Annotated in this window: 8 protein-coding genes; 4 read left to right on the top strand and 4 right to left on the bottom strand. The window is 46.5% G+C overall.

Features of this window, described 5'->3' with window-relative positions:
• Window positions 1-158: 158 nt before the first annotated feature.
• Window positions 159-2,531, top strand: a complete 2,373-nt coding sequence (locus H3H32_RS10395; protein ID WP_182462601.1) for an alpha-L-rhamnosidase-related protein — start codon at window positions 159-161, stop codon at window positions 2,529-2,531.
• A gap of 386 nt (window positions 2,532-2,917) precedes the next feature.
• Here H3H32_RS10395 and H3H32_RS10390 read toward each other — a convergent pair whose 3' ends face one another.
• From H3H32_RS10390 to H3H32_RS10380, 3 genes are all read right to left on the bottom strand, one after another.
• A complete protein-coding gene (locus H3H32_RS10390; protein ID WP_182462600.1) occupies window positions 2,918-4,351 on the bottom strand; it encodes a TolC family protein in 1,434 nt (477 codons plus the stop codon).
• The gene (locus H3H32_RS10385) at window positions 4,344-7,547 is read right to left on the bottom strand and encodes an efflux RND transporter permease subunit (RefSeq protein WP_182462599.1); all 3,204 of its coding nucleotides are present in this window, start codon (window positions 7,545-7,547) and stop codon (window positions 4,344-4,346) included. The genes H3H32_RS10390 and H3H32_RS10385 overlap by 8 nt, the downstream gene beginning before the upstream one ends.
• Window positions 7,548-7,675: 128 nt before the next feature.
• Window positions 7,676-8,764, bottom strand: a complete 1,089-nt coding sequence (locus H3H32_RS10380; RefSeq protein WP_182462598.1) for an efflux RND transporter periplasmic adaptor subunit — start codon at window positions 8,762-8,764, stop codon at window positions 7,676-7,678.
• 643 nt (window positions 8,765-9,407) lie between these two features.
• Here H3H32_RS10380 and H3H32_RS10375 point away from each other — a divergent pair.
• A complete protein-coding gene (locus tag H3H32_RS10375) occupies window positions 9,408-10,109 on the top strand; it encodes a response regulator transcription factor (protein ID WP_182462597.1) in 702 nt (233 codons plus the stop codon).
• A 115-nt stretch (window positions 10,110-10,224) separates the two neighbouring features.
• Here H3H32_RS10375 and H3H32_RS10370 read toward each other — a convergent pair whose 3' ends face one another.
• On the bottom strand, window positions 10,225-11,142 hold the full coding sequence (locus H3H32_RS10370; protein WP_182462596.1) for an MBL fold metallo-hydrolase: 918 nt from the start codon (window positions 11,140-11,142) through the stop codon (window positions 10,225-10,227).
• Between the two features lie 203 nt (window positions 11,143-11,345).
• On the opposite strand from H3H32_RS10370, the gene H3H32_RS10365 reads away from it, so the two are divergent.
• A complete protein-coding gene (locus H3H32_RS10365; protein ID WP_182464310.1) occupies window positions 11,346-12,242 on the top strand; it encodes a helix-turn-helix domain-containing protein in 897 nt (298 codons plus the stop codon).
• A 146-nt stretch (window positions 12,243-12,388) separates the two neighbouring features.
• Window positions 12,389-13,588: an iron-containing alcohol dehydrogenase gene (locus H3H32_RS10360; RefSeq protein WP_182462595.1), complete on the top strand. Its 1,200-nt coding sequence runs from the start codon at window positions 12,389-12,391 to the stop codon at window positions 13,586-13,588.
• The last annotated feature ends 7 nt before the right edge of the window (window positions 13,589-13,595 follow it).

Here is a 13,595-nt window from a genome sequence, read left to right as displayed (position 1 = left end):
TTCCTAGTTAGACCACTGATTTTTATGACGTTTACGATGAGGTATGATTTTGTTGTTTTCGCTTAAAATTGTAGCTCTGAGTGAAATCCCTAACCCAATTAAAATCAGCAAAAATCACAGAAATCATAAAAATCAGCGGTCTATTGACCCTTAAGCGTATGCAAAAACTTCGTTATACGGCCTTTTTGGTCGTATCGATACTGGCCGGAATGGCTGCGGGCACTTCGTTCGCCCAAACTAAAGAAGTGTACAGTGCTGAACTTATGCGTGGCCTCTCAAATAAGGGGGCGCATGTAACAAAACCATACATTACCGCCGGGGATCGAACCTACATTGTCGGCACACAAAACGGCGATTTCCCCGATCTGGGGTCGCATGTGAAGGGAGAAATGGGGGGATTATGGATGGCTCCGATCAAACTACTAGATGGATTCTGGTTAAAATTGACGGATTCAGACAAAAACGATGCTACCTGGCTAAACGATGCCAGCGAGTTTATCACCTATCCCTACGGTAGCAAATTTTCCTATAAACCCGTGCTGGATGGCATTCAGGTCGAGCGGTTCCAGTATTGCCCACAAGGTAAAGAGGGCATGATTATTACCTACACGCTCGCTAATACGACCAATAAACCGCGTCGTTTACAACTGGATTTCGTCGTCAAAACAGACGTTAGCCCCGTGTGGTATTCGGCGGAAAACAATATTATTGACGCGCCCGATTCCATCTCATGGAATGCCAAACGGGCGGTTTATTCGGCAAAGGATACCAAACATTCGTGGTTTACGGTCTGGGGGTCTTCTGTACCCACTAGTGGTCATGCACTCAATGTTCCGACGCCCACGGAAACCATTGGCCTGGGCAAGTCAGCCTCATCAACGCACTCGGTGGCCCTTAAACCAAACGAACACCTTACCGCCGTTTTCGTTGTAGCTGGTTCTACTAAAACCAGTGAATTGGCGCTGGCCAGTTATGAAGCTATTTTAAAAAATCGGGATCAGTTACTGCGCGAAAAACAGGCGCATTACGCAGCTATCATTAACCGGGCCAAAATTGACATTCCAGACAAGAAACTGCAACAGGCCGTCAATTGGGGGAAAGTAGATACCGAGTGGTTAGTTAGCGATCTCCCTGGTATTGGCCGTTTTCTCGGCGCTGGTGCCATCGAGTATCCCTGGCTTTTTGGCTGCGATAACTCCTATGCGCAACAGGGAGTCGTTGCCCTTGGCGGGCACGAACTGGCAAAATCTACCCTCAGAACGATCAAGCAGGTTTCCGAGAAAACGAACGCTAATGGCCGTATTATCCACGAAATGTCGTCCAATGGATTTGTCGGCAATAAAGGCAATACACAGGAAACGGCTCAGTTTGCCATAGCTGTCTGGAAAGTATTTGAGTGGACGGGCGATGTTGCTTTTCTCCGGGAAATGTACCCGTATATTCAGAAAGGAATCCATTGGCTATTAGTGGATCAGGATAAAAATGGCGATATGTTTCCTGAAGGCTATGGCATTATGGAGGTGAAAGGACTGAATGCCGAATTAGTCGATGTAGCCGTATACACACAGCAGGCATTGGAGGTAGCTGCTAAAATGGCCGCCATTGTTAACGACCCCAAATCGCAAAAAGATTATGCGCAGAAAGCCGCTCTGCTTAAAAACAAAGTCAACACGTTATTCTGGGATGAAACCGAAGGGAGCTACTGCGATTTCTATGGCACTCGCGAACAGGCCATAACGACCACCAAAGGAGCGATAGAACAGGTTCAACTCGATCTCGAAGCGGATAAACAGTCGGCGGCTCTAGCCAAAAAACAAGAATTTTACAAGACACTGCTTGCGCATCTGGAAACGCTCCCTGCTGGTACTCAGAGAGGGTGGTTCACCAATAAAAACTGGGTGATCAGTACACCAATCGAATCGGGGATTGCCCCATCCGCTAAAGCCATCCGATTGCTTGACAAAGTGCGTACTGAACATACGGGCGAGTATGGTCCCTACCTGTCGGCTGTTGAACGACGGAACATGATGACCATTGCGACCGGTGTTCAGGCAGTGGCAGAGGCTGCCTATGGACGTACGGATGAATCCCTGTGGTACGTCAATAAAATTGTGGAAACGTTTAGCCGAGTCCTGCCCGGTTCTATTTCCGAAATGATGCCTGATTACGGGTGCCCTGCCCAGGCCTGGACAATTTACGGGCTGGCGGTACCGCTTGTTACCCACGTTTTTGGTGTGCAACCTGATGCCTACAAAAAAGCGATCACGTTTGCGCCACACCTGCCTTCTGGCTGGGATTCTATCAGTCTGGCCGAACTCCCGGTTGGCGATAACCTGATTTCGTTTGCCGTACAAAAAACCGGCAAAGGTGTCCAGTATACGCTTAACTCGAAGACCGCGGACTGGCATTATACACTTAAACTTGCGAATCTTAAGGGCAAGAACTACGTATTAAATGGGAAGACATTAGTCGCCAATTCGGACGAGCTGCCTATTCAGGGCAAATCGGCTACGGTATTGATTCTGGATTAATCTATAAATGACGAGTACTTGTCCAGTTTAGATTCTAGAGATTCTTTTGCTTCTAATTGATGGCTTATACGCTGACTATCAGCAGAATATTAACGTGAATTATGGCCAATTTACAACTAGCATGATACTAGTTTTTTGTCATCCCGACGCCAGGAGGGATCTTCGGTAAATAACCAGTTGCCGAAGATCCCTCCTGGCGTCGGGATGACAAAAAACAATACTATAAATAGTTAACAATCAATTGATAAACCCATATTTTATTCATAATTCACGTTAAGATTACCAATAAAATCAACTTTGGTAAAGCACGAGTCCCGAACTGGATTAACAGCTTATGGTTAATCCAGTTCGGGACTCGTTTATTGTCTAGTTAACGCGCGACTCGCTTATTTCCAGCCGCCACCCAATGCCCGATAAGTATTGATCAGGGCATGCATTTGCTGCATTCGGGTTTCAATAAGCTCCATTCTTGCTTCAAGTACATCACGTTGAGTCAGCAGAACCTCCATATAATCGGCTCTGGCAGATGTGAATAACTTGAGCGATATGTTAGTCGACTGGGTAAGTGCCTGCACCTGATTATTTTTTGCGTCGTATTTTTTACTCAGGTTATCAATATTTGACAACTGATTGGCTACCTCAATATAGGCGTTCAGCACCGTTTTCTGGTAGTTATATACGGTCTGGATTTGCTTGGCATTAGCGCTTTTGTATCTGGCCGTAATGTCATTTTTGTTCACAATTGGCCCCACTAAATCGCCAGCTAATGAAGCGACCAACGCTTGTGGAGTATTCAGAAGATACAACGGACTATAGGACATCACGCCTAGAAATCCTCTTAGATTGAGCGAGGGATAAAAGTTTGCTTTTGCAACACTGATATCCAGTTTAGCCGCTTCCAGATTCCATTCGGCCTGTCTGATGTCGGGCCGATTGGCTAACAGTTGCGATGGAATGCCCGCCTGGATTCTAGGTGGCACTAATTCGCTAAAACTCTGCGAATTCCGCTGAACATGCTGCGGAAAACGTCCCACCAGAAAGTTGATCCGGTTTTCTGCTTCAACAATCTTCTGCTGAATTTCGTACTGAAGACTCTGCGTCTTAGATACTTCAGCCTCAAATCGGCGAACAGCCAGTTCAGTAACCTTAGCCGCTTCTTTTTCCTGCTTGGTGATCGATAAAGCGTTGTTCAGGATAACCAGGTTACGCTGTATGATATCCAGTTGTGTATCCAGCGCCAGAAGTTCATAGTATGAGTTGGCGATTTCGGCAACCAGATTGGTTACCTGGAAATTTTTCCCTTCGATAGAAGCCAGATAACTCGCTACAGCTGCTTTCTTGGCATTCCGTAGTTTGTGCCAGATATCCACTTCCCAGCTAGCTGTGGCACCAAAATAGAAATTCGGTAAAACAGCTGGAGTGGGTACCCCCGGTTTAATTTCTGAAATCTCATCACTGGCTCCCTGACTGGTATACCGGGATACTTTGTCAATACCAGCTCCACCACCCAGACCAACGAAAGGTCGGTAGGCCCCGCTTCTGGCGAATACTTCGTTGTTGGCAATCTGGATTTCCTGTAACGTAACATTAAGTTCCTGGTTGTTATACAACGCCGTGTCAATCAGGGCCGTCAGATTGGCATCTGTAAAATAGTCCCGCCATCTGGACTGCCCTGTGTTGGTGCTATCCAGCGAGTTATTGTAACTCGCTGGCACTGCTTTATTCACATCTTTCTGGACCAGAAGTGGTACCGTACAGGAAGCCGCGAATAGAGTAATAAACGTTACTCCTAATCCGCTTACTATTCGTTTATTACTCATTGATTTCACTTTCTTCAGGTTGGTGGAAACTGTCTACTGAATGAACCAGGTTTTCAGTTAAGGAACTATCATCTTCATCTTTAATCATCTTCCTGCCATCGGCCAGACTACCAAATATGTAGTATAGTCCAGGGATGATGATGACCCCAAAAATGGTTCCGAATAACATACCGCCCATGGCCGATGCACCAATTGTACGGTTACCAATTGCTCCAGCTCCTTTTGCAACAATAAGTGGAATCAAACCAGCCACGAACGCAAAGGAGGTCATCAGGATCGGTCGGAAACGAACCTTGGCACCCTCGATGGCTGCGTTCAGAATGGTTTCACCCTGCTGACGTTTCTGAACCGCAAACTCCACAATCAGTACGGCGTTTTTACCCAATAGACCTACCAGCATGATCAGACCGATCTGTGCATAAATGTTGTTCTCCAGCCCCATTGCTTTTAAGAGGAAGAACGAACCAAAGATACCAACCGGCAGCGAGGTTAATACCGCTAACGGGATGATGAAACTTTCATATTGGGCAGCTAACACCAGATAAACGAAGGATACCACAATCAGGAAGACGATCAACGTTTCGTTACCCCGAATCGATTCATCGTATGAAAGACCTTCGAAGGCAATGTCATAGCCTTTTGGCAAGGTCTTCGCAGCAACTTCCCGGATGGCCGCGATGGCATCTGCCGTCGTGTAGCCTTTCGCTGGTTGCCCCTGAATAGCCGCTGAATTATACAAATTGAAGCGGGTAATTTCGTTCGGACCCTGACCTTTTTTCAACTTCATGAAAGCTGAGTAAGGCACCATTTCACCCGCGTCGTTTTTAACAAAGAGCTTCAGAATATCAGAAGGTAGTCTTCTGAACTCAGGATCAGACTGCACGTATACCTTGAAGAACTGGTTGAATTTAATGAACCCTTGCTCGTAGGTACTACCGATCATGATGTTTAGGTTATCCATCGCTTTTCCGATGGATACGCCTTTCTGCATGGCCAGGTTGTTGTCAATTTCCAGTTCGTACTGAGGATAGTTGGCTGCAAAGAAGGTAAACAAGCCCATCAGCTCTTTACGTTTGCCCAAATCCTCCATGAATTTTTTGTTAACAATATCAAATTCATGGTAGTCTGTTTCGGTATTTTTATCCAGCAAACGCATGGAGAAACCGCCCGATGTACCGAAACCTGGGATAGCTGGTGGCTCGAAGAATTCGATGGTCGCGCCAAGGTTTCTTGTTTTTCCTTCCAGCTCTTCCATGATTTCCTTCACGTTCTTAGAACGATCGCCCCAGGGCTTGAGGTTGATCAGACAGGTACCGGCGTTAGAACCCCGACCTTCTGTCATGATCTCGTAACCAGCCAGTGAAGACACCGATTCGATACCTGGAACCTCTTCGCAAATTTTCTGAAGCGATTGAGAAACCTGGTTGGTTTTTTCCAGCGTGGTGCCTGGTGGCGTCTGAATGATGGCGTAAATCGTACTCTGGTCTTCGTTCGGGATAAAGCCCGATGGCAGAATCTGGTTCTCGTAGGCAATACCCAGACAGAAAGCGACTAAGATCAGGAACGTAACGAATCGTCGGTTAACGATCAGTCGCAACAGACTTACATAGCGTCCGGTCATCTTGTCAAAGCCCCGGTTGAAACTGTCGATCATCCGGGTTAAGATATTTTTCTTGTGCTCATGACCATGATGGTTTTTCAGCAACATGGCGCACAACACGGGTGTCAGCGTTAGAGCGATCAGCGCCGAAATCACAATGGAGCTAGCCATTGTAATAGAGAACTGACGATAGAAGGTACCAACCGGACCCGTCATGAAGGAGATCGGCAGGAATACCGATACCATCACCAGGGTAATGGCGATAATAGCACCACTAATCTCACCCAGTACTTGCTTAACAGCCCCAAAGGGAGACAAATGCGGTTTTTCTTCCATCTTGGCGTGTACCGCTTCCACGACCACGATGGCATCATCAACCACGATACCGATAGCCAGTACCAACGCGAAGAGCGTAATTAAGTTGATGGAAAGGCCAAACGCCTGAATCACGAAGAACGCACCAATCAAGGATACCGGTACCGCAAGAATTGGAATCAGGGTTGACCGCCAGTCGCCCAGGAATATGAACACCACGAAGGCCACCAGAATAAAGGCATCCCGCAGTGTATCAATTACCTGCTCGATCGATGCATCCAGGAAGTTCGAAACGTCGTAGCTAATTTTATAATCCACGCCCGGCGGGAAGGACTCCTTCATTATTTCGAGCTTCTTTTTCACCTGCTCAATTACATCACTGGCATTACTACCGTAGTTTTGCCGCAACACGATAGCCGCCGATGGGTGTCCATCCAGATTGGAGTAGATGTTCACGAATTCACTACCCAATTCAACCCGGCCAATATCCCTTAAGTGAATACTTTCCCCCTGCGAGTTAGCTCGGATAATAATACTTTCGTACTCTTTGGGTTCGCTATACCGTCCTTTATACGTAAGTACGTATTCAAGCGATTGAGCAGCAATACCGGAGCTTTGACCAAGTCGGCCCGGCCGACCAATGATACTTTGCTCCCCTAAGGCCTTCATTACTTCTTCTACCGAAATGTTGTAGGCCCGCATACGGTCAGGATTCAGCCAGACACGCATAGCATATCGTCGGCTACCCAATATTTGCGCCCTCGCCACCCCTTTCGTCCGTTGGATTTCGGGGATCATTTTAACTGTAGCGTAGTTGAACAGGAACTTCTCGTCAATCCCCTTTTCCTTGGCGTAGAGGTTAACGTACATCAACATACTAGGCTGGATTGGCGTAATGATAACCCCTTCCCGTTGAACCAGCTCAGGCAAGAGCGGCATAACCTGGTCAACCCTTGTTTTTACCCTGATAACGGCGTCGTTCGGGTCGGTTCCCGGTTCAAAAATAATCCGAAGGGTAGCTTCACCGGCGCTGGTTGCATCGGTTGCTATGTATCGCATGTCCTGAACCCCGTTGATCGCCTGTTCCAGCGTAATCAGCGTGGATTTAACCAATACATCAGCGCTGGATCCTGGATAGTCAATAAATATGTTTACGGTAGTAGGCGCAATATCCGGGAATTGAGAAATCGGCAACTGCTTGATTGCCAGCACACCGATAAAGACTATCATGATGGAAATCACGATAGCGAATACCGGTCTGCGAATAAATTGTGTGAACATGTCTTTTGCTTTAAGTAAATGAATAATTCAAAATCGGGGCTGCCCGCGCGGAATAATGTATAATGAGTAATGGCCTGATAATGAAGTGAATTTCATTGCCCATTAGTCATTAACCATTAACCATTTACTTACTCGGCATAAAGCCCTAGATTCGAGATTACAGCAGCAGGTTGCACGAATTTGTATTCTATTTTTTCGTTCTCTTTTACCTGCCGTAAACCTTCCAGAAGAATCTTATCATCTTTGTTCAGACCCGATCGAACAACAAAAATGTGCGGCATCTCTGCGCCGATTGTGATCTCTCTCGACCGAATTTTGTTTTCTTTATCCACTACATATACGTACTTCTTTTCCAGAACCTCGAACGTAGCTTTCTGCGGGATAATCATGGCGTTTTTGAGCGGCAAAGTCATCTGAATATTGCCGGTTTCGCCGTGCCGTAACAAGCCACTTGGATTTGGGAAGGTAGCCCGGAAAGCAATGTTACCGGTTTCATTGTTAAAGTCGGCTTCAATCGTCTGAACCACACCCGGATAGTTATAAATCCGTTGGTTGGCCATCAGTAAGTTTACGCTGTTCAGGTTTTCCTGCTGCGCGTGCGTTTTGTAGTTCAGGTACTCGGCTTCCGGAACGTTGAAATACACCCACATTTTACTGTTATCCGAAAGTGTGGTTAACAAATCACCTTCGTTCACAAGGCTTCCCAATCGTACCTGAAAGTGATCCATGATTCCATCGAAAGGTGCTCTTACTTCCGTAAAGCCCAAATGCACTTTGGCTAACGATACTTCAGCATTTGCCTTATCGAGTTTCGCTTTTGCCAAGGCTAACTCGTTTTTCGAGACAATATTGCTGTCGGCCAGCGCTTTGGTGTTTTTATACTCCACACCAACAAAATTGGCTTCCGCTTCTGCTTTTTGTAATTCAGCCTGATATTGAATCGGCAGAATCTGGAACATCAGTTGCCCTTTCTTGACGTTTTGACCTTCATCCACAAAAATCTTCTGAAGGTAGCCCTTTTCCAGCGCTCTTAACTCAATGTGCTGGATGGCCTTAATTTGACATACGAACTGATTTGTAATTGTCGTGTCTGTCACCAAAGGGCTACTGACCGAATATTTAATTTCCTCCTCTTTTTCCTCTTCTTTATGAGTGCAGCTTGTATAACCTAATAACGTACACAAGCTCATAAGCATTAGCATCAGACTTCTCTTCATGATAATCTAAATTTATTACAAGAAACTTTTTTAAAATTTTAATAAGTGAGCGCTAGCCAATTGGTTTTGTTGTCGAACTTTTTGATTTTCAAGGCCTACATCAGCCCGTCTGGTTTTTTCTACGACTGCTGTTAACGGGCAAACCGAGCTTGACAAAGCTACTAAAAGCGACCATGACTAAAACATTTTTTAATGTAACGACTGCATCATAGGTCGGTTGATCTGATCCCATGTCCGTAGAGTATACGAATTTTCAAACGGATTGTCGGCGGCTTCGGCAAGTTGAAGAAGGGCTCGCTGGGCACAGAGAAATCAATGGGACCTAGACGCCTATGGGCTTAGAATCGACTTACACAAAGGTATTTTACCAGTACGCGGACTACATTAAAAAAAACTTAAGACCCGATTAGAAATTCTTTAAACAATTATTTTTTTTTGGATAATACCGGGTCAGGCCCATTCTATTCTGATTTTCATGCGGTTTTAATTGTACAATTCAAATAAATAGTTGTCATTAAAATTGACTTAAGCAAAATTGGTTAAAGAATGATGAAAAGATTATTAAAAACAGGTTAGAAGTCATTTTAATCATTTCCAGAAAGAATATGGTTTATAAATTTGACGAGGTTAAAGCGCTATTCTTATGCAAATCTTACTGGTTGACGAAGATGTTAAACTGGCAATGTCTCTGAAGCGTAGCCTAAGGGAGTATGGCTTTAAGGTGTCTGTAGCGCTCGATGGGGCAAGTGCCCGAAAGCTAATTGGGTTTGGGGGGATTAATTTGATTATAACCGAAATTAATCTGCCCGATATGAGTGGGTACGAACTCTGCCGTGACATCCGGTCTCAGAATATCCAAATCCCTATTATTATCCTGACGACCCAGGGAGCTATTGAGAGTAAACTGATCGGGTTTGAGACTGGCGCCGACGACTATGTGGTTAAACCTGTCGAGTTTAGTGAACTACTCGTTCGAATTAAGGCGAATATTAAACGTAGTTACCAATCCTACGATGTTGAACTAGCCGAGTCAACTCAGTTAACGATGGCCGACTTAACGCTCGATCTTCGAACAAAGACGGTTAATCGGGCCGGAAATAAGCAGATCAATGTGACACCCCGCGAATTTGCGTTGCTGGAATACTTCTTACGAAATAAAGGAACGGTACTCAGTCGCGAAGAGATTACGCAGAATGTTTGGGAAATGCCAACGAACGTTGGCAACAATTTACTCAACGTATATATGAATTCGTTGCGTAAAAAAATTGACAAGGATTTTGCGATAAAACTGATTCACACCCGGAAAGGAATCGGTTTTGTCATGAAGGAATATGACAATGCCTAAACCATATTAGGGTCATTGGAGAGCCTCTTGTTGGGGAACTAATCGATAAAACGAAGAAAAGGCCATATACATCAACTGGTCCAGAATCGCTGAGTAGTACAGGTAAACGATTAGATTACTTCGTTGTCGATTTTTTTAGCTTACTGAGCGTAAATGGTTCGCCTGGTGCCAGGACTTTGATCCGTCCCGGATTGACAATTGCTTTCGCCAGTTTTTCGGGGTCGCCGTTGAACGGGTTGAAATCAGGTGCATCGACTGAGCCCCAATGGCAAAGCAATAGCGGGGTGTTGGGGTATGCATTGGCAATTTTCACCGCACCGTCGAAGGTGAAATGCCACTCACTATCGGAGAAATCAAAGAAAATAGCATCGGGAGTGGGCATCGTCAGGTGGCTCGGTGTCAGGCGGGAATCCCCGGTTGCCCAGATATTGCCATCGGGAGTTTCGATCCAGAAGCCACAGGCGTCTTCATTTCTGAATCGTCGCTTACTCATCCCCGGATACGCATTTTGGTATGCGTGATCCGCACGTGTTAGCTTCACCCGGATAGGACCAAACTTGAACGAATCCCCAATATCATGACCGACAGATGGTAGGCCTAAGTTTTTCATCAGGGAATCGACATAAACGGTTGAGTGATAGACACGAGTCACCCCTTTCAGATCCTGATTGGTCGGCACGCTGAAGTGATCGTTATCCGCATGTGTAACTAAGACAGCATCCAGCCGGGGGACGTCTTTTGGGGCAATGGGAAAGTCAATCAGCACAGGCATATCAAAGCCTTCTAACAGCGGGTCTACCATAAACGTGGTTCCACGGGAGTTGACAAAAAAGCCTGCGAATCCCAGCCAACGGATCGTAGTTTGTTTGGAGGCTGCAAACGCACTGCCCCCAAAAGGCTGGGTTTTGGGTGCTCTAGCCTGGTATTTCTTAACGGTCTTTTTGGTACTGTCGGCCGCTGTTTGCGCTTGTGCACTGAGCGTCCAGAAAATGCCAGCTACGACAAGAAATCCCAATTTGTTTACCCGTATCATTGGTGTACTTTTTAGCTCTCCCAGAAGTAAAAGCGTTTCGCTCCCAGTCGATTGGATGATTAGATGGCACAAAGGTCCTTCGCTTTTATGGTCAGCCACTTATACAGATTCCGGTTTTACTTACCAATATTACCGATTGAGGCTATCGGGTGAACACTCCTGAAATCCGGCTGTTACTTTTGAGTCAGTTGACGCATAAGCCGATGGATAAAATCAAAAAAGTAGAGAGCGTTGCCCAGTTCAACGCACAGCGTGGACAGCAAACCCTGCATCCGCTCGTGACGGTGCTGGATCAGTCGAAATCGTCACCGATTCATCCCTTTCGGCACCTGTCGGAGCTATACATTATCTTTTTGAAAGATGCCCATTGTTCGCCCCTGACTTATGGACGCAATCAGTATGACTATCAGAATGAGACTCTGCTCTTCATTGCGCCCGGCCAGGTCTTTGGCTTTGAGGAAGGTGAAGAAACGCTGCAGCCCAATGGCTGGGCGCTGGCTTTTCATCCCGATCTGATCCGGGGCACGGGGCTGGGCAGGCACATCAAGGACTATACTTTTTTTGGCTACGACATCAGCGAAGCGCTACATATTTCAGAGCGCGAGCGGCAGGTTGTACTCGAATGCTTTCAGAAAATCCAGTACGAACTGGATCACCCTATTGATAAACACAGCCGGACGTTGATCGTCAGTACAATTGAGCTGTTTTTGAACTACTGCGTCCGGTTTTATGATCGGCAATTTATTACTCGGGAGCATTTGCATAAAGATATTCTGGTCCGATTTGAGGACCTACTGGATAGCTACTTTGACTCCGATAAACCACAAAACTTAGGGCTGCCGTCGGTGGGCTATTGCGCCGATCAACTGAATTTGTCAGCTAATTATTTCGGCGAGTTGGTCAAGAAAGAAACCGGCAAATCGGCCCAGGACTACATCCAGACCAAAGTCATTGAGGTTGCCAAAGAAAAGGTCTTCGATGTCAGCAAGTCGCTCAGCGAGATTGCCTATGAAATGGGCTTCAAATACCCACAGCACTTTACGCGACTCTTCAAGCAGCATGTGGGTCAATCGCCTAATGAATACCGACTGTTGAACTAAACAATTACGACTTGCGGTGATGTCAGATTCTTAAATCTGACACATGAGGTTTCTCAAAACCTATAGGTGCGGACAGTAGGTTTTAAGAAACCTACCGTGTCGGTTATAAGTAACCAACATCACTAAGAAATCAACTGGCTTACATCATGTACACCAAACTAAATTTCAGCCTGTTCGTCCCTACCCGGATTGTCTTTGGTGTAGGCGAATTTAACAATTTACATAGCCAGCCGATGCCGGGCAAGAAAGCGTTACTGCTCATTTCTAAGGGCAAATCGACCCGACAATATGGCTATCTGGCGCGTACCGAAGCGCAGTTGAAACAGGCAGGGGTTGACACGGTGCTATTTGATCAGATCGAGGCTAATCCGTTCAAATCGACGGTCATGGCTGCCAGTGTCCTCGCTCGTCAGCACCAGTGTGATTTCATTGTGGCGCTGGGTGGAGGGAGCGTTATCGATGCATCGAAAGCCATTGCGGTGATGGCGACTAATCCGGGCGATTTCTGGGATTATATTCTCGTAGGTACTGGCAAAGGAAAACCAGTTGAACACAAGCCCTTACCGATTGTCGCCATTCCAACCACCGCCGGAACTGGCTCTGAAGTCGACCCGTGGGGCGCAATCATCAATGAGGAAACGGCTGAAAAAGTAGGCTTCGGCATCGACGATACGTACCCCGTACTCGCGGTAATCGACCCAGAACTTACTCTGAGCGTTCCACCTGCTTTTACGGCCTACCAGGGTTTCGACGCGATGTTCCACAGCATCGAACGCTACGTATCCAAAACAGCGAATGCGCTGAGCGATTTGATCACATTAAAAGCCGTTGAAATCATTGCGGGCCACATCACCCAGGCTGTTAATCAGGGCGATAACCTCAATGCTCGAGCGCAAATTGGGCTGGGTAATTTGATGTCGGGGCTCATCATGAAACTCAGCAGCGGCATTTCGCACCACTCGCTCGAAAATGCGATGACGGCCTTTTATCCCGATTTACCGCACGGCGCAGGCCTGCTTATTCTCTGCGAAGCCTACTTCACCGACATGATCAACAAGCACGTTTGCGATGAACGGTTTGTGCAACTTGCCCGAGTTATGGGTATGCCTAAAGCGACCCAGCCAATGGATTTTATAACGGCCCTAACCCAGCTGATGGCCGACTGTGGAGTAGCCGATCTGAGCATGGCAGACTACGGCATTTCGCCCGATGAGTTTGCCAGGTTTACCCTGAATGCAAGGGCCACGATGGGCGGCTTGTTTCTGGCCGACCGTACTCCCCTTAGTGACAACGATTGTGTAGCCATCTATACAGCCGCCTACCATAAACTAACTCACGCAAACTAAGCTTAAT

This window comes from Spirosoma foliorum, from assembly GCF_014117325.1.
GTDB lineage: Bacteria > Bacteroidota > Bacteroidia > Cytophagales > Spirosomataceae > Spirosoma > Spirosoma foliorum.
This window is presented reverse-complemented; position numbering and strand designations above follow the sequence as displayed.